At 61.9% G+C, this 24,905-nt stretch carries 20 protein-coding genes; 13 read left to right on the forward strand and 7 right to left on the reverse strand.

Annotated features, from left to right (window positions below; all coding sequences use genetic code 11):
* Nucleotides 1-77 precede the first annotated feature (77 nt).
* The 3 genes from GIB19_RS02290 to GIB19_RS02300 form a co-directional block, all read right to left on the reverse strand.
* Complete coding sequence (locus GIB19_RS02290) at nt 78-2,888, reverse strand: FAD-binding and (Fe-S)-binding domain-containing protein (RefSeq protein ID WP_274883241.1); 2,811 nt, start codon at nt 2,886-2,888, stop codon at nt 78-80.
* A 77-nt stretch (nt 2,889-2,965) separates the two neighbouring features.
* Nucleotides 2,966-4,111 (reverse strand): FMN-dependent L-lactate dehydrogenase LldD, encoded by a 1,146-nt coding sequence (gene lldD / locus GIB19_RS02295; RefSeq protein ID WP_027595047.1) that lies wholly within the window; start codon nt 4,109-4,111, stop codon nt 2,966-2,968.
* 63 nt (nt 4,112-4,174) lie between these two features.
* Entirely contained in the window at nt 4,175-5,845 is a 1,671-nt protein-coding gene (locus tag GIB19_RS02300) for a lactate permease LctP family transporter (RefSeq protein WP_274883244.1), read from the reverse strand.
* A gap of 254 nt (nt 5,846-6,099) precedes the next feature.
* On the opposite strand from GIB19_RS02300, the gene GIB19_RS02305 reads away from it, so the two are divergent.
* Complete coding sequence (locus GIB19_RS02305) at nt 6,100-6,867, forward strand: FCD domain-containing protein (protein WP_027595045.1); 768 nt, start codon at nt 6,100-6,102, stop codon at nt 6,865-6,867.
* Between the two features lie 133 nt (nt 6,868-7,000).
* On the opposite strand, the gene smpB is transcribed toward GIB19_RS02305, so the two are convergent.
* Nucleotides 7,001-7,483: an SsrA-binding protein SmpB gene (gene smpB / locus GIB19_RS02310; protein ID WP_012312633.1), complete on the reverse strand. Its 483-nt coding sequence runs from the start codon at nt 7,481-7,483 to the stop codon at nt 7,001-7,003.
* Nucleotides 7,484-7,646: 163 nt separating this feature from the next.
* Here smpB and GIB19_RS02315 point away from each other — a divergent pair, with 163 nt between their 5' ends.
* Nucleotides 7,647-8,081, forward strand: coding sequence for a type II toxin-antitoxin system RatA family toxin (locus GIB19_RS02315; protein WP_027595044.1), 435 nt, complete (start codon nt 7,647-7,649; stop codon nt 8,079-8,081).
* Nucleotides 8,082-8,139: 58 nt separating this feature from the next.
* Here GIB19_RS02315 and bamE read toward each other — a convergent pair whose 3' ends face one another.
* Entirely contained in the window at nt 8,140-8,673 is a 534-nt protein-coding gene (gene bamE, locus GIB19_RS02320) for an outer membrane protein assembly factor BamE domain-containing protein (protein ID WP_027595043.1), read from the reverse strand.
* Nucleotides 8,674-8,770: 97 nt separating this feature from the next.
* On the opposite strand from bamE, the gene fur reads away from it, so the two are divergent.
* A complete protein-coding gene (gene fur, locus GIB19_RS02325) occupies nt 8,771-9,175 on the forward strand; it encodes a ferric iron uptake transcriptional regulator (protein ID WP_027595042.1) in 405 nt (134 codons plus the stop codon).
* A 282-nt stretch (nt 9,176-9,457) separates the two neighbouring features.
* Here fur and recN read toward each other — a convergent pair whose 3' ends face one another.
* The gene (gene recN / locus GIB19_RS02330) at nt 9,458-11,131 is read right to left on the reverse strand and encodes a DNA repair protein RecN (RefSeq protein ID WP_027595041.1); all 1,674 of its coding nucleotides are present in this window, start codon (nt 11,129-11,131) and stop codon (nt 9,458-9,460) included.
* A 193-nt stretch (nt 11,132-11,324) separates the two neighbouring features.
* On the opposite strand from recN, the gene grpE reads away from it, so the two are divergent.
* The 8 genes from grpE (at nt 11,325) to GIB19_RS02370 (ending at nt 21,745) form a co-directional block, all read left to right on the forward strand.
* Nucleotides 11,325-11,879: a nucleotide exchange factor GrpE gene (gene grpE / locus GIB19_RS02335; RefSeq protein ID WP_274883253.1), complete on the forward strand. Its 555-nt coding sequence runs from the start codon at nt 11,325-11,327 to the stop codon at nt 11,877-11,879.
* Nucleotides 11,880-11,980: 101 nt separating this feature from the next.
* Nucleotides 11,981-13,906, forward strand: a complete 1,926-nt coding sequence (gene dnaK, locus GIB19_RS02340; protein WP_099430482.1) for a molecular chaperone DnaK — start codon at nt 11,981-11,983, stop codon at nt 13,904-13,906.
* 197 nt (nt 13,907-14,103) lie between these two features.
* Nucleotides 14,104-15,234, forward strand: coding sequence for a molecular chaperone DnaJ (dnaJ, locus tag GIB19_RS02345; protein ID WP_027595038.1), 1,131 nt, complete (start codon nt 14,104-14,106; stop codon nt 15,232-15,234).
* A gap of 13 nt (nt 15,235-15,247) precedes the next feature.
* On the forward strand, nt 15,248-16,051 hold the full coding sequence (gene dapB / locus GIB19_RS02350; RefSeq protein ID WP_027595037.1) for a 4-hydroxy-tetrahydrodipicolinate reductase: 804 nt from the start codon (nt 15,248-15,250) through the stop codon (nt 16,049-16,051).
* Nucleotides 16,052-16,374: 323 nt separating this feature from the next.
* A complete protein-coding gene (carA, locus tag GIB19_RS02355) occupies nt 16,375-17,511 on the forward strand; it encodes a glutamine-hydrolyzing carbamoyl-phosphate synthase small subunit (RefSeq protein WP_027595036.1) in 1,137 nt (378 codons plus the stop codon).
* A 106-nt stretch (nt 17,512-17,617) separates the two neighbouring features.
* On the forward strand, nt 17,618-20,839 hold the full coding sequence (gene carB, locus GIB19_RS02360; protein WP_099430479.1) for a carbamoyl-phosphate synthase large subunit: 3,222 nt from the start codon (nt 17,618-17,620) through the stop codon (nt 20,837-20,839).
* Nucleotides 20,836-21,318 carry a transcription elongation factor GreA gene (gene greA, locus GIB19_RS02365; protein ID WP_008098898.1) on the forward strand — a complete coding sequence of 161 codons (483 nt, stop codon included), beginning with the start codon at nt 20,836-20,838 and terminating at the stop codon, nt 21,316-21,318. Before carB ends, greA begins: the two co-directional genes overlap by 4 nt.
* On the forward strand, nt 21,296-21,745 hold the full coding sequence (locus GIB19_RS02370; RefSeq protein WP_081717511.1) for an MFS transporter: 450 nt from the start codon (nt 21,296-21,298) through the stop codon (nt 21,743-21,745). Before greA ends, GIB19_RS02370 begins: the two co-directional genes overlap by 23 nt.
* 12 nt (nt 21,746-21,757) lie before the next feature.
* Here GIB19_RS02370 and GIB19_RS02375 read toward each other — a convergent pair whose 3' ends face one another.
* Nucleotides 21,758-22,066, reverse strand: a complete 309-nt coding sequence (locus GIB19_RS02375; RefSeq protein WP_027595032.1) for a YhbY family RNA-binding protein — start codon at nt 22,064-22,066, stop codon at nt 21,758-21,760.
* Nucleotides 22,067-22,168: 102 nt separating this feature from the next.
* Between GIB19_RS02375 and rlmE the strand changes: the two genes are divergently transcribed.
* Together rlmE and ftsH are read left to right on the forward strand one after the other, a co-directional pair.
* Nucleotides 22,169-22,795 (forward strand): 23S rRNA (uridine(2552)-2'-O)-methyltransferase RlmE, encoded by a 627-nt coding sequence (rlmE, locus tag GIB19_RS02380; protein ID WP_027595031.1) that lies wholly within the window; start codon nt 22,169-22,171, stop codon nt 22,793-22,795.
* A gap of 203 nt (nt 22,796-22,998) precedes the next feature.
* Nucleotides 22,999-24,903, forward strand: coding sequence for an ATP-dependent zinc metalloprotease FtsH (gene ftsH, locus GIB19_RS02385; RefSeq protein ID WP_027595030.1), 1,905 nt, complete (start codon nt 22,999-23,001; stop codon nt 24,901-24,903).
* Nucleotides 24,904-24,905 lie beyond the last annotated feature (2 nt).

Here is a 24,905-nt window from a genome sequence, read left to right on the forward strand (position 1 = left end):
GGGCGGCGCTCGATCTCATAGGCGCTGAAAACGCCTTGGCGAACACACCACACACCACCCCTAGCCGATGCTAGGCATCAGATAACACGCGGGCGGGTGACGCGGTCTACCAGGTACACCAGGCCGTGATAGTCGATGCCGCTGTGGCTCGACAACCCGATTTCGCAGGTGCGGCTGGTGGAAATGCCTTCGCTGCAATACTGCACCGCATCCTTCAGGCTGCGCAGCGCGTGGGCATTGAGCTCCGGCGTGGTAAAGCCTTTATCACCGGCAAACCCGCAGCAGTGAATACCTTCCGGGATCACCACCTGGTTGCTGCAACGCCGCGCCAGGTCGATCAGCGCTTGGCTTTCGCCCAGGTGCTGGGTGCTGCAGGTCACGTGCACGGCCACCGGCTCGTCCTGGGGGGTGAACTCCAGTTTGTCCAGCAGGTGGGTGCGGATGAAGCGCACGGGGTCGTACAGGTCCAGGCGGGTGTCGCCCAGGTCTTGCACCAGGCGCAGGGTGCACGGGCTGGTGTCGCAGTAGATCGGGTCGAGGCCGCCGCGGCTGGCGTGCAGCAGGGCGTTAATCAGTTCCTGGCGCTTGTGCTCGGCCTGCTCTGGGTAACCTTTGGAGGCGAACGGCTGGCCGCAGCAGAGGCTGTCGGCGTTGTCGGGGAACACGACTTGGTAACCGGCTTTTTCCAGCAGGGCGCGGGTTTTGTCCAGCAGCGAGCTTTGTTCGCGGTCGGCATAGGCGGGGCCCATCACGCGCGAGACGCAGGCGGCCAAGTACACGACGCGGGGGCGGGCGTCGTTGCTCGCTGGGCCGAAGTCGATGGCGCGCAGCGGCTGGGGCATGGCGGGCGTCCATTGGGGCAGTCGGCCGTTGCTGGCGTTGCTCAGCGATGCGGTCAGGCGGCTTAGGCGTGGGGCGCCGAGCAGTTTGCGGGCGGTGTTGGCGGCGGTGAGGGTGAGGCGGGCGCCACTCAAGGCCGTGTGGAAATGGTCGGCCAGCCAGTCGGCGGTTTTTTCGTGCTCGGCGGCCTGGCTGCGCAGCTTCTTCACCAGCTCGCCGGTGTTGATGCCGACCGGGCAGCGCTGGGCGCACAAGCCGGTGGCGGCGCAGGTCTCGAGGCCTTGGTATTGGTAAGTCTTGAGCAGTGCACGGGTGTCGAGGCCGGCGCGTTTCTTGGCCTGGATATCACGCCACATGACGATGCGCTGGCGTGGGCTGAGGGTCAGGCCTTTGGACGGGCACACGGGTTCGCAGAAGCCGCACTCGATGCACTTGTCGACGATTTCGTCGGCAGCCGGCAGGGGCTTGAGGTTTTTCAGGTGGATGTCCGGATCGGTGCTCAACACTACGTCGGGGTTGAGGATGCCGTTGGGGTCGAGCAGGCGTTTGAGTGCCCACATCAACTGGTAGGCGTCATGGCCCCACTCCAGTTCCACGAACGGCGCCATGTTGCGGCCGGTGCCGTGCTCGGCCTTCAGCGAGCCACCGAACTCCACGGCCACCAGTTGGGCCACGTCGTCCATGAAGGCTTGGTAACGCGCGACTTCTTCGGCGCTGTTGAAGCCCTGGGTGAAGACGAAGTGCAGGTTGCCCTCCAGGGCATGGCCGAAAATGATCGCCTCGTCGTAGTGGTGTTTGTCGAACAGCTGGATCAGGCGGTTGACGCCCTCGGCCAGTTGCTCGACGGGGAAGGTGACGTCTTCGATGATCACTGTGGTGCCGGTCTGGCGCACGGCGCCGACGGCGGGGAAGGTGTCTTTGCGGATTTTCCACAGCTGGTTGTACACCGCTGGGTCTTCGCTGAACTCGACCTTTTGCTCCAGGGGGTAGTCGGCAATTGATGCCATCACGTGGTGCAGTTGTTCGTGCAGCAGCGTCTGGCTGGCGGCGCGGGACTCGATCAGCAGCGCGCAGGCATTGTCTGACAGGCCTTTTACCCACAGGGGCATGCCGGGCATGTTTTGCACCGAGCGCAGGCTGCGGCGGTCGAGCAGTTCGACGGCAGAAACGGGCTGGCGCTTGAGCACGGTTACCGCGCGGCAGCAGCTCTCGACGCTGGGGAATACCAGCAGTGCGCTGGCCTTGTGCGGGTGGTCGGGCACGGTGTCGTAGGTGACGGCGCTGATGAAGCCCAGCGTGCCTTCAGACCCGACCAGCAAGTGCTGCAGGATATCGAGTGGCTGGTCGTAGTCCACCAGCGCATTGAGCGACAGGCCGGTGGTGTTCTTCAGCCGGTACTTGTGGCGGATGCGGTCTGCCAGTTCGGTGTTGGCGCGGGTTTCGCGGCCCAGGCGGGCCAGGGCTTCCAGCAGGTCGGCATGGCTGTGCTCGAAAGCCGCGACGCTGGCCGGGTCTTCGCTGTCCAGGCGGGTGCCGTCGGCCAGTACCAAGCGCAGGCCTGCGAGGGTGTGATAGGTATTTTGCGCAGTGCCGCAGCACATGCCGCTGGCGTTGTTGGCGACGATGCCGCCGATTTTGCAGGCGTTGATCGAGGCGGGGTCTGGGCCGATCTTGCGGCCGTAGGGGGCCAGCCAGGCGTTGGCCTGGGCGCCGATGACGCCGGGCTGCAGGCGGATCTGCTCACCCTGGCCGCGGATCTCGCGGCCGTTCCAGTTGTCGCCGAGCACAATCAGTACCGAGTCGCTGATGGCCTGCCCAGACAGGCTGGTGCCGGCGGCGCGGAAGGTCACCGGCACGCGCTCGCGCTGGGCCAACTGCAGCAGGCCGACCACTTCGTCTTCAGACTCGACGCGCACCACCAGCTTGGGGATCAGCCGATAGAAGCTGGCATCGGTGCCAAAGGCCAGGGTGGAGGTTGGGTCATCGAAACGGCGTTCGGCAGGTATCAGGCGCTCGACATCACGCAGGAACGCAGCGGGCAGGCTCATGCAATCTCCTCGCGGGGCCACGGCGTCTGGTGCGCCGCATGCCCCGGTCAATCAGGCGGTGTTTCGTGGGGGCGCGTTCAGGCGCCCAGTTCGCGGACCAGCGAGTCGCGGGTGATCTCGCTGATCGACTTGGCGCCGGTCAGCACCATGGCCACGCGCATTTCCTTCTCGAACAGTTCGAGCAGGTTCTTCACCCCGGCTTCGCCATGCACGGCGAGGGCCCAGAGGAAGGCGCGGCCGATCAGTACGGTGTCGGCGCCCATGGCGATCATGCGCACCACGTCGAGGCCGCTGCGGATGCCGGAGTCGGCGAGGATCTTCAGGTCGCCTTTCACCGCGTCGGCAATCGCCGGCAGGGCACGGGCGCTGGACAACACGCCGTCGAGCTGGCGGCCGCCGTGGTTGGACACGACGATGCCGTCGGCACCGAACTTGACCGCGTCGCGGGCATCGTCGGCATCCAGGATGCCCTTGATGATCATCGGGCCTTCCCAGAAGTCGCGGATCCACTCCAGGTCTTTCCAGGAGATCGACGGGTCGAAGTTGTTGCCCAGCCAGCCGATGTAGTCGGCAAGGCCCGTGGGGTTGCCACGGTATTTGGAGATGTTGCCGAGGTCGTGCGGGCGGCCCATCACGCCGACGTCCCACGCCCATTCAGGGTGGGTCATGGCTTGTAGCACGCGGCGCATCGGCCCGTTTTTGCCGCTCATGCCGGAGTGGGCGTCGCGGTAGCGGGCGCCGGGTACGGGCATGTCGACGGTGAACACCAGGGTCTTGACCCCGGCCGCCTTGGCCCGCTCCAGCGCATTGCGCATGAAGCCGCGGTCCTTGAGCACGTACAGCTGGAACCACATCGGCCGGTTGATGGCCGGTGCGACTTCCTCGATCGGGCACACCGATACCGTCGACATGGTGAACGGGATGCCATGGGCTGCGGCGGCGCGCGCGGCCTGGACTTCGCCACGGCGGGCGTACATGCCGGTCAGGCCGACCGGGGCCAGGGCCACGGGCATGCTCAGGGTTTCGTCGAACAGCTGGGTTTCCAGGCTGAGCTCGGACATGTTCTTCAACACGCGCTGGCGCAGGGCGATGCTGGCCAGGTCCGAGACGTTATGGCGCAACGTGTGCTCGGCGTAGGCGCCGCCGTCGGCGTAGTGGAAGAGGAAGGGGGGCAGCTTGCGTTGGGCCGCGGCGCGATAGTCGGTAGAGGCGGAAATGATCATGGATTCTCGCAGCGTTGCTTGAGGGGAATGCCGGGCGCAGCGTGGCGCCCGGCCCCTTTCACTTTAGTGATGAACCAGCATGCCGGTCAGCCAGTAAGCCTGGATCAGGGTGATCAGGCCCACGATGGTGGCGAAGAACAGGCTGTGCTTGACGGTGAAGCGGAACAGGTCGGATTCCTTGCCCACCAGGCCGGTGGCGGCGCAGGCCACGGCAATGGATTGTGGCGAGATCATCTTGCCGGTCACGCCGCCGCTGGTGTTGGCGGCCACCAGCAGGGTGTCGTTGACCCCGATCTGGTGTGCGGTGGTGGCTTGCAGCGAGCTGAACAGGGCGTTGGACGAGGTGTCCGAGCCTGTCAGGAACACGCCCAGCCAGCCGAGGAACGGCGAGAAGAACGGGAACGCGGCGCCGGTGCCGGCCAGGACCAGGGCCATGGTCGAGGACATGCCCGAGTAGTTGGTGACGAAGGCGAAGGCCAGCACCATGCCGATCGACAGGATGGGCCAGCGCAGTTCCCAGAACGTCTCTTTGAAAGTGGTCAGACCAGTTTTGAAGTTGATCTTGAGCACTGCCATGGAGATCAGCGCCGAGAGGAAGATCGCAGTGCCGGTGGCGGAGATCGGGTCGAGCTTGAACACCGCTGGCATGGCGGTCGGCGCGGCAACGATCGGCGCGGTCTTGATCACCAGTTGGTCAAGGTGCGGGATGGCGAAGTTGAACACGAAGTTGTACATCGCACCGCCTGGCGCGAATGCGGCCTTGAATGGCTTCAAGGTCCAGATGGTTACTAGCACGGTGAGGATCAGGAACGGCGACCAGGCTTTGAAGATCTCGCCGAAGCTGTAAGGGCTTGGCTGGCTGCCGCCGGACTGCACGACGGCGGCGCCGACGCTGCCTTTGGCTTGTGCGAACGAAGGCTTGGGCTGCCAGACTTTGAGGAACAGGGTCAGGCAGATCAGGCTGGCCAGGGCCGAGGTGATGTCCGGCAGCTCTGGGCCGATGAAGTTCGAGGTGAAGTACTGGGTAACGGCGAAGCTCAGGCCGGCGACCAGGGCGGCGGGCCAGGTTTCTTTCACGCCGCGCAGGCCGTCCATCATGAACACCAGCCAGAACGGCACGAACAGCGACAGCAGCGGCAGTTGGCGGCCGGTCATGGCGCCAATGTGGAAGGCGTCGATGCCGGTGACCTGGCCGGCCACGATGATCGGGATGCCCAGCGCGCCGAAGGCGACCGGCGCGGTGTTGGCGATCAGGCACAGGCCGGCGGCGTACAGCGGGTTGAAGCCCAGGCCCACCAGCAGTGCGGCAGTGATGGCCACCGGGGCGCCGAAGCCGGCCGCGCCTTCGAGGAAGGCACCGAAGCAGAAGCCGATCAGCAGCACTTGCAGGCGCTGGTCGTCGGTGATCGACAGCACCGAGCTGCGGATCACTTCGAACTGGCCGCTCTTGACCGTGAGTTTGTACAGGAACACCGCGGCAACGATGATCCAGGCAATCGGCCAGAGGCCGTAGAGGAAGCCGTAACCCGCGGCGGCGAAGGCCATGTCGACAGGCATCTGGAAGGCGAAGATCGCCACCAGGATCGACAGCGCGAGGGTGATGCTGCCGGCGACGTGGCCTTTGAGGCGGAACACGGCGAGGGCGAGGAAGAAGAACACGATAGGGATGACCGCCGCCAGTGCGGACAGGCCAAGACTACCAAGCGGGCTATAGAGTTGTTGCCAGGTTTGCATATGGGGTGGCCCCTAATTGTTGTTGGTCAGCACTGGCATTGGATAATTGGTAAGACCAATTTACAATGTCTGGGCGCTAGGTTAAAAGCGCTGTCGTGGGTGTGTCAATTTGTCCGACACAAAACTTTGGTCGCGTGCCGATGAGTGGGCGTCTGATGGCCTTGGAAAAACCCAGGGTGATGGGTGTGTGCGCGGCGCGGATCGGCGAGAATAGGGCCCCCTGAAATTTGCCGGGGGTTTGTGGAGAGCATGTGATGGTTTTTGATCAGGTCCGCCAACGGCGCCTGTCCGACGACATCGTCGATCGGTTGGAAGGGATGATTCTCGAAGGCACGCTGACCTCGGGCCAGCGCTTGCCGGCTGAGCGCGTTCTGGCCGAACAGTTCGGTGTGTCGCGCCCGTCACTGCGTGAGGCGATTCAGAAGCTGGTGGCCAAGGGGCTGCTGATCAGCCGCCAGGGCGGTGGCAACTTTGTCGCTGAATCGCTGGGGTCGACGTTCAGCGACCCGTTGTTGCAGCTGCTTGAGCACAGTCCTGAAGCGCAGCGCGACCTGCTCGAATTTCGCCATACCCTCGAGGCGTCCTGCGCGTATTACGCGGCCCAGCGCGCCACCGAGCCTGACCGTGCACGGCTGAAAGAGGCTTTTGACACGCTGCAGGACTGCTACACCCGCGTTGACGAAGTGACCCGGGCAGAGGAGGGCGCCGCTGACGCGCGTTTCCACCTGGCGATAGCTGAGGCCAGCCATAACGCGGTCTTGCTGCATACCATCCGCGGTTTGTTCGACCTGCTAAAGCGGAACGTGGTGACCAATATCGGTGGCATGTACCAGCAGCGGACTGAAACGCGGGACATGCTGATCAGTCAGCACCGGGAGCTGTACCTGGCGATTGTCGAGGGCAGGGCGGAGGAGGCGCGGGAGGTTTCCAGCCGGCACATTTTGTATGTGCAGGAGGTGCTGGAGGAGGCGCACGAAGAGGCCCAGCGCGTGGCGCGGGCGGAGCGGCGCAGCGGGCGCTGAGGTTTGCGTTTGCAGCACGGGCCTCTTCGCGGGGCAAGCCCGCTCCCACAGGCAACCCACCGAATTTGAAGGCAGTGGGTTAACTGTGGGAGCGGGCTTGCCCCGCGAAGAGGCCCTCCAGGCTAAAGAAGATCTAGTCTTCCTTGCCCTTGTTACGCACGGCACGCTGCAGCTCGCGGTTGGAATCGCGTTCGCGCACGGTGTCGCGCTTGTCGAATTCCTTCTTGCCCTTGCCAAGCGCGATCTCGCACTTGATCAGGTGCTTGCTCCAGTACAGCGCCAAGGCCACACAGGTGTAGCCTTTCTGCGCCACGGCCGCTTCCACCCGCTCGAGCTCGCGCTTGTTCAGCAGCAGCTTGCGTGAGCGGATAGGGTCGGCGATGACGTGGGTGCTGGCCGTGGTCAGCGGGGTGATGTGGCTGCCGAACAGCCAGGCTTCGCCATCCTTGAGCAGCACGTAGCTGTCGGTCAGGTGCGCCTTGCCGGCCCGCAGGCTCTTTACTTCCCAACCGGACAGGACCAGCCCGGCCTCGAACTTGTGTTCGATGAAGTAATCGTGTCGCGCTTTCTTGTTTTGCGCGATGGTCCCGGTCGGATGTTTCTTTTGTTTAGCCATAGGGGCGGCATTATAGGCAACTCGATGCGTGGTCGGCTATGGGATTTCGGTGTGCTTGAGCCACCGCAATGAATACCGGACAATACAGGCCCTGTCGTAGGTACAGAACCTGCTTTTGGCACGCTGCGAAGCGCCGCCACCCAGCCTTGGAAGTGACGCCTGGATGACTACCCATATTCAACGCTCCGCCCTGCTGCCGTATCCCGCCCAGGCGCTTTACGATCTGGTCAATGACGTGGCCAGCTACCCGCAATTTCTGCCGTGGTGCTCGGCATCGACGGTCATCGAAGCCAGTGACACGCACATGCGCGCCAAGCTGGAGGTTGCCAAAGGTGGCATGAGCCAGCATTTCGTCACGCGCAATGTGCTGGTGCCTGGGCAGTCCATCGAAATGAACCTGGAAGAGGGGCCGTTCTCCCAGCTGCACGGTGTGTGGGTGTTCAAGCCGCTGGGCGAGAAGGCCTGCAAGATCAGCCTGGACTTGTCCTTCGATTATGCCGGGCCGTTGGTGCGGGCGACGTTGGGGCCGCTGTTCAACCAGGCCGCCAACACCTTGGTAGATGCCTTCTGCCAGCGCGCCAAGCAGCTCAATAGCTGAGTAGTGGCGCACAAAAAAGCCCGGGCCAAGGCCCGGGCTTTTTTTATGACCGCCGCGCTTACTGGGGGGAGGTTTCCAGCGGTGCCGGCGTCGGGACCGGAGTGGTCTCGATGGTGTCGATCTCGCGCTGGATGGATTCTTCCACCGAACCGGGTTTGGCCGGCTTCTCTTCAGGCTGTGGCGTGGCCTGCTCTGGCTGGGTCGCCGGGCTGACCGTGGTGTCGCTGCTGCCACCGAGGATTTCCTGGTCGCGGCTCACGCCTGGCATGAAGTCGCCAGACAGGCTGACCAACTGGTCGCTTTCGTTGAAGAAAATGCTCATGCGCTCTTGCTGGCGTTTTCCGCCACCAGGCTGCAGGCTGTACAGGTAGTCCCAACGGTTGGTGTTGAACGTGTCCTGAATCAGGGGGTTGCCCATTATAAACCTTACTTGCCGTCGGGTCATTCCCGGGCGTAATTGGTCTATCATGTCCTGCGTGACGACATTGCCCTGCTGGATGTCGATTTTGTAAACCCCGGGAAACGAGCAACCGGCGAGTGCGAGCAGTCCCACTAGGGTGAGGCTGGTTAGCAAGAGCTTGGTGTTTTGCATCGGTGGGCGACTTCCACTATCTTGGCTGGACAACGTAAACCCCGATCATACCCGTATTAAGAGAAGCTGCGAAGCAGCATCGGCGAGAAAGCTGACCATGGTTGAAAATAGCGAATTACGCAAAGCCGGTCTCAAGGTTACCCTGCCTCGAGTAAAGATCCTTCAGATGCTCGATTCTACCGAGCAGCGTCACATGAGTGCCGAGGATGTCTACAAGGCCTTGATGGAAGCTGGTGAGGACGTCGGCCTGGCCACCGTCTACCGCGTGCTGACCCAGTTCGAAGCGGCGGGTCTGGTGGTTCGCCACAACTTCGACGGCGGTCATGCGGTCTTCGAACTGGCGGATGGCGGTCACCACGACCACATGGTCAACGTGGAGAACGGTGAAGTCATCGAGTTCATGGATGCTGAAATCGAGCGGCGTCAGCGCGAGATCGTGGCCGAGCATGGCTACGAGCTGGTGGACCACAACCTGGTCCTCTATGTGCGTAAGAAAAAGTAACGATTTCGATCGTTATAAATAGCAAAGGCGACCTTCGGGTCGCCTTTGTGCTTTTTGTGTAGGAGCAGCCTTGTGCTGCGAAGAGGCCGGTGAAAACAAAGTAGGACTGTGCCGCTGCCACCGGCCTCTTCGCAGCACAAGGCTGCTCCTACAGGTAATGCGTAGGCCGGTCATTAAGCAGGTAATGCGTAGGGCAGTCATTAAGCAGGTAATGCGTAGGGCAGTCATTAAGCAGGTGAGGCGTAGGCCAGTCCATTAAGCAGTTAATGCATAGTCCAGTCACTAAGCCTTGCCGCTGACTACCATCTTGCGTGCATGTGCCAGGGATTCCTTGGTCAGGTCGATGCCGCCCAGCATGCGCGCCACTTCTTCGACCCGTTCGCGTTTACCCAGGCTGGCCACCGCCGTGTGGGTGGTGTCGCTGTGGCGCACCTTGTGCACGAACAGGTGGTGATGCCCTTGTGCCGCGACCTGCGGCAGGTGGGTTACGGTCAGTACCTGGCCGCGGTCACCCAGCCGCCGCAGCAGTTGGCCGACGATCTCCGCAGTGGGGCCGCCGATGCCGACGTCGACTTCGTCAAACACCAGGGTGGGGATACGCGAGGTCTGTGCAGTGATCACCTGGATCGCCAGGCTGATGCGTGACAGCTCGCCACCCGACGCGACCTTGGCCAGGCCTTTGAGTGGCTGGCCGGGGTTGGCACTCACCAACAGTTCGATTTGCTCGAGGCCGTGGGGCGACAGGTCGTTGCCTTCGTTGGGGGTAAGCTCGATGCAGAAGCGACCACCCGGCATACCCAGGCGTTGGACTTCTTGCTCGACGGCGACCGCCAACTGTTGCGCGGCCTGCTGGCGCAAGGCGCTCAGCTCGCGAGCCCGCTCTTTATAGTGCTGGGCATAGGCGGCCAGCTCTTCGCCCAGGCGCTCGATCGATTCGTCGCTGGCGTTCAAGCCTTCCAGCTCTTCCATCAAACGCTGCTGCAGATGCGGCAGTTCGGTGGGGTGCACGCGGTGTTTGCGGGCCAGGGTGTAGATAGTGTCGAGGCGCTCTTCCAGGGCCTGCAGGCGCATGGGGTCGGCGTCGAAGTGATCGAGGAAGCGGTTGAGCTCGCCCACGGCTTCTTCGACCTGAATCTGCGCGCTGGCAATCAGGTTGGCGGCTTCGCCCAGTGCCTTGGGTGAGTTGGTGGCGGCGCCCAGCCGATTGAGGCTGGAGGTGAGGGCGCTGAGCACATTGCCCGAGTCGCTCTCGCTGCACTGGTCGATGACCTGGCGACAGATGCCGAACAGGGCTTCGGCGTTGGTCAGGTTTTTGTGTTCCTGCTCCAGCTGCACCAGCTCGTTTTCGCCCAGGCCGAGGTTGTCCAGCTCCTCGAGCTGATAGCTCAGCAGTTGGTGGCGGGCGCGTTGCTCGTCACCGGAATTGGACAGGCGCTCCAGCTCCAGGCGGGTCTGGTTCCAGCGTTTGGCGGCCAATTGCACCTGGCGGGCCAGGTCGATGGCGCCGGCGTATTCGTCCAGCAGGCGCCGATGGGTGTCGGTTTTGAGCAGCGACTGGTGCTCGTGCTGGCTGTGGATGTCGATCAGCAGTTCGCCAAGCGATTTGAGGTCGCTGAGCGGGCAGGGCGTGCCATTGATGTAGCCACGGCTGCGGCCTTCGGCGGTGATCACCCGGCGCAGGATGCACGGGCCGTCGTTGTCCAGGTCACGCTCGGCCAGCCAGGTGCTGGCTTCGGGGATGTCTGCCAGGTCGAAGGTGGCGAGGATGTCCGCCTTGTCTGCACCGGGGCGCACCACGCCGCTGTCTGCGCGGTCGCCGAGGGCCAGGCCGAGGGCGTCGAGCATGATCGATTTGCCTGCGCCGGTCTCGCCGGTGATGACGGACATGCCGCGGGCAAGTTCGAGGTCGAGGTGTTCGACGATGGCGTAGTTGTGAATGGACAGGTGCACCAGCATGGGGGCGGCTCCCGAAGGTTCAGGTCTGGTTATTTATACAGTACTTTTTTCCACCCTGACAATGCCCGCTCACAGATTCTCATGTGGCCCGGAAAACCACGCTGCCCCTTGAAGCTGGTTTTTCCGGCCCCATATAGCCGACAACAAAGGCGAGCCTGGCTCGTAATCCAGAAATTTGCGCAGGAGAGACCCAATGGCTGACGAACAGCTGAATGAGAAAGACCTTAACGTCGAAGAAACCGGTGCAGATACTGTCGGCGCCCGTGTTCTGGAGCTCGAGGAACAGCTGGCCGCCGCCAAGGATCAGTCGCTGCGCGCTGTTGCCGATTTGCAGAACGTGCGCCGCCGCGCCGAGCAGGATGTCGAGAAGGCCCACAAGTTCGCCCTGGAGAAGTTCTCCAGCGACCTGCTGCCAGTGATCGACAGCCTGGAACTGGCCCTGGCCCACTCCAGCGCCGACGACGAACACGTCAAGCAGATCCGCGAAGGCGTCGAGCTGACCTTGAAGATGTTCCAGGACACCCTCAAGCGCTACAACCTCGAAGCTGTCGACCCGCACGGCCAGCCGTTCAACCCTGAACACCATCAGGCCATGGCCATGCAGGAAAACGGCGAAGTAGAGCCGAACAGCGTGTTGAACGTGTTCCAGAAAGGCTACCTGCTCAACGGCCGCCTGCTGCGCCCCGCCATGGTGGTGGTCAGCAAGGCGCCGAGTGCAGCTCAGCCTTCGATCAACGAAAAGGCTTGAAATCCGCCGGGGCAACCCCATCTAGGTGTCAAGCCTTCAAGTATTACCGCAGTTGGCCAAAGTAGTCGCTGCTACCAAATTCAAGTTTCGGGAGAGTTAACATGGGTAAAATCATCGGTATCGACCTGGGGACCACCAACTCGTGCGTCTCCATCCTGGAAAACGGTAACGTCAAAGTCATCGAAAACGCCGAGGGTGCGCGTACTACCCCTTCGATCGTGGCATACGCCAACGATGGCGAAATCCTGGTGGGTCAGTCGGCCAAGCGCCAGGCTGTCACCAACCCGCACAACACCCTGTTCGCAGTGAAGCGCCTGATTGGCCGCCGCTTCGAAGAGCAAGTCGTGCAAAAAGACATTCAGCTGGTTCCGTACAAGATTGCCAAGGCCGACAACGGTGACGCCTGGGTTGAAGTCAACGGCCAGAAAATGGCACCGCCGCAAATCAGCGCCGAAGTGCTGAAGAAAATGAAGAAGACCGCCGAAGACTACCTCGGCGAGCCTGTCACCGAAGCGGTCATCACCGTTCCGGCCTACTTCAACGACAGCCAGCGCCAGGCTACCAAAGACGCCGGCCGCATCGCCGGTCTGGACGTCAAGCGCATCATCAACGAGCCGACCGCTGCTGCACTGGCGTACGGCATGGACAAGGCTAAGGGCGACCACACTGTCATCGTTTATGACCTGGGTGGCGGTACCTTCGACGTTTCGGTCATCGAAATCGCCGAAGTCGACGGTGAGCACCAGTTCGAAGTACTGGCGACCAACGGTGACACCTTCCTGGGTGGCGAAGACTTCGACATGCTGCTGATCGACTACCTGGTCGAAGAGTTCAAGAAAGAGTCCGGCATGAACCTGAAGGGCGACCCTCTGGCCATGCAGCGTCTGAAAGAAGCCGCGGAAAAAGCCAAGATCGAGCTGTCTTCCGCTCAGTCGACCGACGTCAACCTGCCGTACATCACTGCAGACGCCACCGGTCCTAAGCACCTGAACGTGAAGATCTCCCGCGCCAAGCTGGAGTCGCTGGTAGAAGAGCTGGTGCAGCGCACCATCGAGCCTTGCCGCATCGCGCTGAAAGACGCTGGCATCGACGCCAGCAAGATCGACGACGTGATCCTGGTCGGCGGCCAGACCCGTATGCCGCTGGTACAGAAAACCGTTGCTGATTTCTTCGGCAAGGAAGCACGCAAGGACGTCAACCCGGACGAAGCCGTCGCCATGGGCGCTGCTATCCAGGGTGCCGTTCTGGCCGGTGACGTCAAAGACGTTCTGCTGCTGGACGTCAGCCCGCTGACCCTGGGTATCGAAACCATGGGTGGCGTGATGACCGCGCTGATCGAGAAAAACACCACCATCCCGACCAAGAAGTCGCAGGTGTTCTCGACTGCCGACGACAACCAGGGCGCAGTGACCATTCACGTGCTGCAGGGCGAGCGTAAGCAAGCTTCGCAGAACAAGTCGCTGGGCAAGTTCGACCTGGCTGACATCCCGCCAGCACCGCGTGGTGTTCCGCAGATCGAAGTGACCTTCGACATTGACGCCAACGGCATCCTGCACGTCGGCGCGAAAGACAAGGCCACCGGCAAGACCCAGTCGATCGTGATCAAGGCCAACTCCGGCCTGTCCGACGAAGAAATCGAGAAAATGGTGCGTGACGCCGAGGCCAACGCCGAGGAAGACCGCAAGTTCGAAGAGCTGGCCGGTGCCCGTAACCAGGGTGACGCGCTGGTTCACTCGACCCGCAAGATGGTTGCAGATGCAGGTGACAAGGTCACCGCTGAAGAAAAAACTGCCATCGAAGCTGCCGTCGTTGCGCTGGAAGCCGCTGTAAAAGGCGACGACAAGGCCGCGATCGACGCCAAGGTCGAAGAGCTGTCCAAGGTGTCGGCACCGGTTGCCCAGAAGATGTACGCCGAGCAGTCGGCCGAACAGCCTCAGGGCGGCGCGCAGCAGGCCGAGCCGGAAGCCAAGCACGATGACGTGGTTGACGCCGAGTTCGAAGAAGTAAAAGGCGACGACAAGAAGTAATCGTTGCATGTTGTCGGCCAGCTCACCGGCGTTTGTCGGTGAGCTGGTAGGATGTCGCCGCGCGGGGGCTTGCTCCCGCGTTGGCGTATCTGGAATTCGAGAATTTTTACAGCATCTGTCAGGGCCATTCGTGGTGTTTGGGCAGGTGCTGATGGCGCGGCGCAGATGCCGAACGCCCAACAAGGTGCAAATGACCTATGTCCAAGCGTGATTATTATGAGGTCCTGGGTGTCGAGCGCGGCGCCAGTGAAGCTGACCTGAAAAAGGCCTATCGCCGCCTGGCGATGAAGTTCCACCCGGACCGCAACCCAGGCGACAAAGAGTCGGAAGACAAGTTCAAGGAGGCCAACGAGGCCTACGAAGTGCTGTCTGACGCCAGCAAGCGCGCGGCGTTCGACCAGTACGGCCACGCCGGCGTCGACCCAAGCATGGGCGGCGGCGGTGCAGGCTTCGGCGGCGCCAACTTCTCCGACATCTTTGGTGATGTGTTCAGTGACTTCTTCGGTGGCGGCGGCGGCCGCGGCGGTGGTCGTGGTGGTGCTCAGCGTGGCAGCGACCTGCGCTACACCCTGGAGCTGAACCTGGAAGAAGCGGTGCGTGGCACCACGGTCAGTATCCGCGTGCCGACGCTGGTCAATTGCACGCCTTGCGACGGTTCTGGCGCGAAGAAGGGCTCGACCCCGTCGACCTGCCCGACGTGCGGCGGTATTGGCCAAGTGCGTATGCAGCAAGGCTTCTTCTCGGTGCAGCAGACCTGCCCGCGTTGCCATGGTCAGGGCAAGATCATTACCGACCCTTGCAATTCGTGCCATGGCGAAGGCCGTGTCGAGGAATACAAGACGCTGTCGGTCAAGGTGCCGGCAGGTGTCGACACCGGCGACCGCATTCGCCTGTCGGGCGAAGGCGAGGCCGGTACCCACGGTGGCCCGACCGGCGACCTGTACGTGGTGATCAATGTGCGTGAGCACGAGATCTTCCAGCGTGATGGCAAGCACCTGTACTGCGAAGTGCCGATCAGCTATACCGATGCAGCGCTGGGTGGCGAGCTGGAAGTGCCAACCCTCGATGGCCGCGTGAAGCTGAAGATTCCGGAAGGTACCCAGACCGGCAAGCAGTTCCGCTTGCGTGGCAAGGGTGTTGCGCCGGTGCGCGGTGGCGGTGCCGGTGACCTGCTGTGCCGTGTGGCGGTGGAAACCCCGGTCAACCTCAGCCGTCGTCAGCGCGAGCTGCTCGAAGAGCTGCGTGATTCGCTCGAAGGCGACAGCTCCCATTCGCCCAAGGCCAGTGGCTGGTTCGACGGTGTAAAGCGCTTCTTCGGCGATCTCTGACAAGGAAATAGCGATGCGACGTATTGCAGTGATGGGTGCAGCAGGGCGGATGGGCAAAACCCTCATCGAGGCCGTGCAGCAAACGCCAGGAGCCGGGTTGACGGCGGCGATCGATCGCCCTGACAGCTCGCTGGTCGGGGCTGATGCAGGTGAGCTGGCGGCCCTCGGTCGGATCGGCGTGCTGCTGTCCGATGACCTGGCCAAGGTTGCCGATGAATTCGACGTGCTGATCGACTTCACCCACCCTTCGGTAACCCTGAAGAACCTGGCCTTCTGCCGCAAGCATGGCAAGGCGATGATTATCGGCACCACCGGTTTCAGCGTCGAAGAGAAGCAATTGCTGGCTGACGCGGGCAAGGAAATCCCGATCGTGTTCGCCGCCAACTTCAGTGTGGGCGTCAACCTCAGCCTCAAGCTGCTGGACATGGCGGCGCGGGTGCTGGGTGATGATGTCGACATCGAGATCATCGAAGCGCACCACCGTCACAAGGTCGATGCGCCGTCGGGTACTGCGCTGCGCATGGGCGAAGTGGTTGCCAATGCGTTGGGCCGTAACCTGCAGGAAGTGGCAGTGTATGGCCGTGAAGGCCAGACCGGCGCGCGTGATCGCAAGACCATCGGCTTCGCCACCGTGCGTGCCGGTGATGTGGTGGGTGACCACACCGTGCTGTTCGCCGCTGAAGGCGAGCGCCTGGAGATCACCCACAAAGCGTCGAGCCGCATGACGTTCGCCAAGGGTGCGGTACGTGCCGCGCTGTGGCTGGACGGGCGCGAGCCGGGCCTGTACGACATGCAGGACGTTCTGGGGCTGCACTGATCCTTACTGTGTTGCTGATGGCTCAATCGCCGGCAAGCCGGCTCCCACAGGGGAGTGCAAGCCTTCGGGTTGGTGCTGACGGGTGGGAGCCGGCTTGCCGGCGATGGGGTGCAAGGCACCCCCTGTCGCAATCATGTGTTTTAGAGGCACATATACGGTAGACCCAAAAAGCACTTTTCTGTAAGCTACAGCTTTAGTGTGTCCACTAAAAGCGCGCAGCGAATTGAATTCAGCACATGAAAGCGGGGTGACGTGTCCATACGTCACTCCGCTTTTTTGCAACCTGCGATCGCCCTTTCATGCTTGATTTACGGGAGGTCTTCTTGACAAAGCCAGCCATACTCGCCCTTGCCGACGGCAGTATTTTTCGCGGTGAAGCCATCGGTGCCGACGGTCAGACCGTTGGTGAGGTGGTGTTCAACACCGCTATGACCGGCTACCAGGAAATCCTTACAGACCCTTCCTACGCCCAGCAAATCGTTACCCTGACCTATCCGCACATCGGCAACACCGGTACTACCCCGGAAGACGCCGAGTCGAACCGTGTCTGGTCTGCCGGCCTGGTCATCCGTGACCTGCCGCTGCTGGCCAGCAACTGGCGTAACACCCAGTCGCTGCCGGACTACCTCAAGGCCAACAACGTCGTCGCCATCGCTGGCATCGACACCCGTCGCCTGACCCGTATCCTGCGTGAAAAGGGCGCTCAGAACGGCTGCATCCTCGCCGGTGACAACATCAGCGAAGAAGCCGCCATCGCCGCCGCCCGCGGCTTCCCAGGCCTCAAGGGCATGGACCTGGCCAAGGTCGTCTCCACCAAAGAGCGCTACGAGTGGCGCTCCAGCGTGTGGGAACTGAAAACCGACAGCCACCCAACCATCGAAGCTTCCGAGCTGCCGTACCACGTGGTCGCCTTCGACTACGGCGTCAAGCTGAACATCCTGCGCATGCTGGTGGCCCGTGGCTGCCGCGTGACCGTGGTGCCTGCCCAGACCCCGGCCAGCGAAGTGCTCGCGCTCAACCCCGATGGCGTGTTCCTGTCCAACGGCCCTGGCGATCCGGAGCCTTGCGACTACGCGATCCAGGCAATCAAGGAAATCCTTGAAACCGAGATCCCGGTGTTCGGCATCTGCCTCGGCCACCAGCTGCTGGCCCTGGCCTCCGGCGCCAAGACCGTCAAGATGGGCCACGGCCACCACGGTGCCAACCACCCGGTCCAGGACCTGGACACCGGCGTGGTCATGATCACCAGCCAGAACCACGGTTTCGCCGTCGACGAAGCCACCCTGCCGGGCAACGTCCGCGCCATCCACAAGTCGCTGTTCGACGGTACCCTGCAGGGCATCGAGCGCACCGACAAGAGCGCGTTCAGCTTCCAGGGCCACCCTGAAGCGAGCCCAGGCCCGACTGACGTTGCGCCACTGTTCGATCGTTTCACCGATGCCATGGCCAAGCGCCGCTGAGCATCCTGCATCAAGGCCCCGGGCCGGCTTGCGCCGCGCCCGGAAGCGCCTGACCCAGATTGTTCAAGACGGCTTGCCGACTGACCCGCGGATTTGAGTGACAACCATGCCAAAACGTACAGACATCAAAAGCATCCTGATTCTCGGCGCTGGCCCGATCGTGATCGGCCAGGCCTGCGAATTCGACTACTCCGGCGCCCAGGCTTGCAAAGCCCTGCGCGAGGAAGGTTTCCGCGTCATCCTGGTGAACTCCAACCCGGCCACCATCATGACCGACCCGGACATGGCCGACGCCACCTACATCGAGCCGATCAAATGGCAGTCGGTGGCCAAGATCATCGAAAAAGAGCGCCCAGACGCGGTGCTGCCGACCATGGGTGGCCAGACCGCGCTGAACTGCGCCCTGGACCTGGAGCGCCATGGCGTTCTGGAAAAGTTCGGCGTAGAGATGATCGGTGCCAACGCCGACACCATCGACAAGGCAGAAGACCGCTCGCGCTTTGACAAGGCGATGAAGGACATCGGCCTGGAGTGCCCGCGCTCCGGTATCGCCCACAGCATGGAAGAGGCCAATGCGGTCCTCGAGAAGCTCGGCTTCCCGTGCATCATCCGCCCGTCGTTCACCATGGGCGGCACCGGTGGTGGTATCGCCTACAACCGTGAAGAATTCGAAGAAATCTGCGCCCGTGGTCTGGACCTGTCGCCGACCAAAGAGCTGCTGATCGACGAATCGCTGATCGGCTGGAAGGAATACGAGATGGAGGTGGTCCGTGACAAGAAGGACAACTGCATCATCGTCTGCTCGATCGAAAACTTCGACCCGATGGGCGTGCACACCGGTGACTCGATCACCGTTGCCCCAGCGCAGACCCTGACCGACAAGGAATACCAGATCATGCGCAACGCCTCGCTGGCGGTGCTGCGTGAAATCGGTGTCGAAACCGGCGGTTCCAACGTGCAGTTCGGTATCTGTCCGGACACCGGCCGCATGGTCGTGATCGAGATGAACCCGCGCGTATCGCGTTCGTCGGCCCTGGCTTCCAAGGCTACCGGCTTCCCGATCGCCAAGATCGCCGCCAAGCTGGCTGTCGGCTACACCCTCGACGAGCTGCAAAACGACATCACCGGCGGCCGCACCCCGGCGTCGTTCGAGCCGTCGATCGACTACGTCGTCACCAAGCTGCCACGCTTCGCCTTCGAGAAATTCCCGAAAGCCGACGCCCGCCTGACCACCCAGATGAAATCCGTGGGTGAAGTCATGGCCATCGGCCGTACCTTCCAGGAATCCCTGCAGAAAGCCCTGCGTGGCCTGGAAGTCGGTGCCTGCGGCCTGGACCCGAAAGTCGACCTGGCCAGCCCAGAAGCTGCCAGCATCCTCAAGCGCGAACTGACCGTGCCGGGTGCCGAGCGTATCTGGTATGTCGCTGACGCCATGCGTTCGGGCATGACCTGCGAAGAAATCTTTGCCCTGACCGGCATCGACATGTGGTTCCTGGTTCAGATGGAAGACCTGATCAAGGAAGAAGAGAAGGTCAAGACCCTGGCCCTGTCGGCCATCGACAAGAACCTGATGCTGCGCCTCAAGCGCAAAGGCTTCTCGGACCAGCGCCTGGCCGTACTGCTCGGTATCACCGACAAGAACCTGCGTCGCCACCGTCACAAGCTGGAAGTGTTCCCGGTCTACAAGCGCGTCGACACCTGCGCTGCCGAGTTCGCCACCGACACTGCCTACCTGTATTCGACCTACGAGGAAGAGTGCGAGGCCAACCCGTCGACCCGCGACAAGATCATGATCCTGGGTGGCGGCCCTAACCGTATCGGCCAAGGCATCGAGTTCGACTACTGCTGCGTACACGCGGCACTGGCCCTGCGTGAAGACGGTTACGAGACCATCATGGTCAACTGCAACCCAGAAACCGTCTCCACCGACTACGACACCTCTGACCGCCTGTACTTCGAGCCGCTGACCCTGGAAGACGTGCTGGAAGTCTGCCGCGTCGAGAAGCCGAAAGGCGTCATCGTGCACTACGGCGGCCAAACCCCGCTGAAACTGGCCCGCGCCCTGGAAGAAGCCGGCGTACCGATCATCGGTACCAGCCCGGACGCCATCGACCGTGCCGAAGACCGTGAGCGTTTCCAGCAGATGGTTCAGCGCCTGAACCTGCTGCAGCCGCCAAACGCTACCGTGCGCAGCGAAGAAGAAGCGATCCGCGCTGCGGGCGGTATCGGTTACCCACTGGTCGTGCGCCCGTCGTACGTACTGGGTGGTCGCGCCATGGAAATCGTCTACGAACTGGACGAACTCAAGCGCTACCTGCGTGAAGCGGTACAAGTGTCCAACGACAGCCCGGTGCTGCTCGACCACTTCCTCAACTGCGCCATCGAGATGGACGTGGATGCGGTCTGCGACGGCACCGACGTGGTGATCGGCGCGATCATGCAGCACATTGAGCAGGCGGGTGTTCACTCCGGTGACTCGGCGTGCTCGCTGCCACCGTACTCGCTGCCGGCTCACGTGCAGGACGAAGTCCGCGAACAGGTCAAGAAAATGGCCCTGGAGCTGGGCGTGGTCGGCCTGATGAACGTGCAGCTGGCCCTGCAGGGCGACAAGATCTACGTGATCGAAGTCAACCCGCGCGCCTCGCGTACCGTACCGTTCGTCTCCAAGTGCATCGGCACTTCGCTGGCGATGATCGCGGCCCGCGTCATGGCTGGCAAAACCCTGAAAGAGATCGGTTTCACCAAAGAAATCATCCCGAACTTCTACAGCGTCAAGGAAGCCGTCTTCCCGTTCGCCAAGTTCCCAGGGGTTGACCCGATCCTCGGCCCTGAGATGAAATCGACCGGTGAAGTCATGGGCGTCGGTGACAGCTTCGGTGAAGCCTTCGCCAAGGCCCAGATGGGTGCCAGCGAAGTGCTGCCGACCGGCGGTACTGCGTTCATCAGCGTGCGTGACGACGACAAGCCACAAGTGGCTGGCGTTGCCCGCGACCTGATCGCCCTGGGCTTCGAAGTGGTTGCCACTGCCGGTACCGCCAAGGTTATCGAGGCGGCTGGCCTGAAAGTGCGCCGTGTGAACAAAGTGACCGAAGGTCGCCCGCACGTGGTCGACATGATCAAGAACGACGAAGTGTCGCTGATCATCAACACCACCGAAGGCCGTCAGTCGATCGCTGATTCCTACTCGATTCGTCGCAATGCGCTGCAGCACAAGATTTACTGCACCACCACCATTGCGGCCGGTGAAGCCATCTGCGAAGCGTTGAAGTTTGGTCCTGAGAAGACCGTTCGTCGCTTGCAAGATCTGCATGCAGGACTTAAAGCATGAGCATTACCAAGTACCCGATGACCGTCCAGGGCGCTCGCGCCCTGGAAGAAGAGCACCTGTTCCTAAGCAAGACCGAGCGCCCGCGCCTGAGCCAGGCGATTGGTGAGGCGCGCGAGCTGGGCGATCTCAAGGAAAACGCCGAATACCATGCCGCCCGTGAGGAGCAGGGCATGGTCGAGGCGCGTATCCGCGACATCGAAGGCCGCCTGCAGAACTCGGTCGTGATCGACGTGACCACGATCCCTCACACCGGCAAGGTGATTTTCGGCACCACCGTGGTGCTGGCCAACACCGAAACCGATGATGAAGTGACCTACCAGATCGTCGGCGAGGATGAAGCCGACGTGAAACAGGGCAAGCTTTCGAGCGGCGCACCCATTGCCCGTGCCATCATCGGCAAGGAAGAAGGTGATACCGTCGTCGTCAAGACGCCAAGTGGCACGGTCGAGTACGAGATTGTCGAAGTCAAACACATCTGATCGGCGCCTGCGGGCGCCATCCCTTGAAGGGATCCTCTGGCAGCTGGCCCAGGTATTCTGGGTCGGCGGCTTGTGGGTGTTTCATGTGGGGCTGGTGCCCGCGCTCAAGGTCACTGGCCTGGCGCCCCTGCTGGTGCAGGATGTCGCTGGGCAGATCGACCGCTGGTTGATTGGCGTGGCCTTGCTAGGCTTGTTGACCCAGCTGGCGGTATTGGCGAGGGTAGAGGGGCTGTCTGCCTGGTGGCGGCAGTTCCGTGGCCAGATGCTGTTGCTCGGCTTCGGTGCTTGCGTGGGGTATTACACCTTGCGCTACGGCATTTCAGTGGGCGAGCGCTGGCAGATGTTTTGTTTCCTGGTACTGGGCTTTTCCGGCATCGTGCTGGTGGCCCAACCCGTACCGGTCAGGGCGCGCCAGGCGCGCCACTGATCGGAGCCGCTATTATTTGAAGCGGTGGATGTTGGACAGCTGTTTGTTCGGCTGTGGGTTCTTCCGGTAGATCAGCGCTTTCTTGCCGATGGTCTGCACCAGTTCGGCGCGGCCAACCTTGCACAATTCGGCAATGGCGGCGGCACGTTCTTCACGATCTTCGGAGCGAATCTCGACTTTGATCAGTTCATGATCGGCGAGTGCGCGTTCCAGTTCGGCGGCAACGCCTTCGTTAACACCGTTGCCAGCAACGATCAGGACCGGCTTCAGGTCATGACCAATGGACTTGTATTGCTTCTTCTGCTCGTTATTGAGCGGCATAATCTGACCCTTTCCGTCTGATTCTGTAAAATTGACAGGCATTTTACCCGAGGGCCCCTGGCTCCGCCCAGTCAATCACGACGCATATCATCGAGGTGCCCCGTGGTACAACGTTCCAAAAGCAGCGCTAACTGGCTGCGAGAGCATTTTAACGACCCTTTTGTGAAGCAAGCGCAGAAGGATGGCTACCGCTCGCGTGCGAGCTACAAACTGCTTGAGATCCAGGAAAAGGACCGTTTGATCCGTCCTGGCATGAGTGTGATCGACCTCGGCGCAGCCCCGGGTGGCTGGTCGCAGGTGACCAGTCGTCTGATTGGTGGCCAAGGGCGCCTGATCGCCTCCGACATCCTGGAAATGGACTCGATCCCTGACGTTACCTTCATTCAAGGCGACTTCACCCAGGATGCAGTCCTGCAGCAGATCCTCGACGCAGTCGGTGATTCTCACGTAGACCTTGTGATTTCCGACATGGCCCCCAATATGAGTGGTACGCCTGAAGTGGATATGCCGCGCGCCATGTTCCTGTGCGAATTGGCATTGGACCTGGCAACCCGCGTGCTCAAGCCTGGTGGTGACTTCCTCATCAAGATTTTCCAGGGCGAAGGCTTCGACATGTACCTGAAGGACGTGCGCACCAAGTTCGACAAGGTACAGATGCGTAAGCCGTCGTCTTCGCGGGATCGTTCGCGTGAGCAGTACCTGCTGGGTAAAGGTTTCAAAGGCGTGTGAAAGGCGTGCCACGGGGTGGTCGATAGTTAATTCCAATCGGCCGCCCCGTCTGTATCGTCCGAACTTCGTGTAGTCTAGGTTTCACAAAGGGTTACAGACGGTGCCTGCGGATGCGTAGGTAATGTAGTAAGTTAGGGCGATGAATATCATGCGAGGCACGGCTGCGTCGTGCGCCGGCCTCAGAGGGTAGCGAATTGAACGACATGGCAAAGAATCTGATCCTGTGGTTGATCATCGCAGCTGTCCTGGTGACAGTGATGAACAACTTCTCCAGCCCTAACGAGCCGCAGACCCTCAACTACTCCGACTTCATCCAGCAGGTTAAAGACGGGAAAGTCGAGCGCGTGACCGTCGACGGCTACATCATTACCGGCAAGCGTGCCGACGGCGACAACTTCAAGACCGTGCGCCCGGCCATTACCGACAACGGCCTGATCGGCGACCTGGTCGACAACCACGTGGTCGTCGAAGGCAAGCAGCCTGAGCAGCAGAGCATCTGGACGCAGTTGCTGGTCGCCAGCTTCCCGATCCTGGTGATCATTGCCGTGTTCATGTTCTTCATGCGCCAGATGCAAGGTGGCGCGGGCGGCAAGGGCGGGCCGATGAGTTTCGGCAAGAGCAAGGCGCGCCTGCTGTCCGAAGACCAAGTCAAGACCACCCTGGCTGACGTCGCCGGTTGCGACGAAGCCAAGGAAGAAGTCGGCGAACTGGTCGAGTTCCTGCGCGACCCAGGCAAGTTCCAGCGCCTCGGCGGTCGTATTCCGCGCGGCGTGCTGATGGTTGGCCCACCCGGTACCGGTAAGACCCTGTTGGCCAAGGCCATTGCAGGTGAGGCGAAAGTGCCGTTCTTCACCATTTCCGGTTCGGACTTCGTCGAAATGTTCGTCGGTGTCGGTGCCAGCCGTGTGCGTGACATGTTCGAGCAGGCCAAGAAGCACGCCCCGTGCATCATCTTCATCGACGAAATCGACGCCGTTGGTCGCCACCGTGGCGCCGGCATGGGCGGTGGTCACGATGAGCGTGAGCAAACCCTCAACCAGTTGCTGGTAGAGATGGACGGCTTCGAAATGAACGATGGCATCATCGTCATTGCCGCCACCAACCGTCCGGACGTGCTGGACCCTGCGCTGCTGCGTCCTGGTCGCTTCGACCGTCAGGTCGTTGTGGGCCTGCCAGACATCCGTGGCCGTGAGCAAATTCTTAAAGTACACATGCGCAAGGTGCCGATTGGCGAGAACGTCAACCCGGCGGTCATTGCCCGTGGTACCCCAGGCTTCTCCGGTGCAGACCTGGCCAACCTGGTCAACGAAGCTTCGCTGTTTGCCGCGCGCTCCAACAAGCGCCTGGTCGAAATGAAAGAGTTCGAGCTGGCCAAAGACAAGATCATGATGGGCGCCGAGCGCAAGACCATGGTCATGTCCGAGAAAGAAAAACAGAACACCGCCTACCACGAAGCCGGTCACGCCATCGTCGGTCGTCTGGTGCCTGAGCATGACCCGGTCTACAAGGTGTCGATCATCCCCCGTGGTCGTGCCCTGGGTGTCACCATGTTCCTGCCTGAGGAAGACCGTTACAGCCTGTCCAAGCGCGCGCTGATCAGCCAGATCTGCTCGCTGTACGGCGGCCGTATCGCCGAAGAAATGACCCTGGGCTTCGATGGCGTCACCACCGGTGCCTCCAACGATATCATGCGCGCCAGCCAGATTGCCCGGAACATGGTCACCAAGTGGGGCCTTTCCGAGAAGCTCGGCCCGCTGATGTATGCCGAAGAAGAGGGCGAGGTGTTCCTCGGCCGTAGCGCCGGCAGCCAGCACGCCAGCGTCTCGGGTGAAACCGCCAAGCTGATCGACTCGGAAGTGCGCAGCATCATCGACCAGTGCTACGCCACGGCCAAGCAACTGCTCACCGACAACCGCGACAAGCTCGATGCCATGGCCGAAGCGCTGATGAAGTACGAGACCATTGACGCCGACCAGATCGACGACATCATGTCGGGTCGCACCCCTCGCGAACCGCGGGACTGGGATGGTGACTCGGCTTCGGGCAACCCTGCAGCTCAGGGTGACCGCCCGGAATCGCCAATCGGCGGCCCAGCGGCTCAACACTAAGG

The sequence above is a fragment of the Pseudomonas sp. ITEM 17296 genome, assembly GCF_028895205.1.
GTDB classification, from domain to species: domain Bacteria; phylum Pseudomonadota; class Gammaproteobacteria; order Pseudomonadales; family Pseudomonadaceae; genus Aquipseudomonas; species Aquipseudomonas kermanshahensis.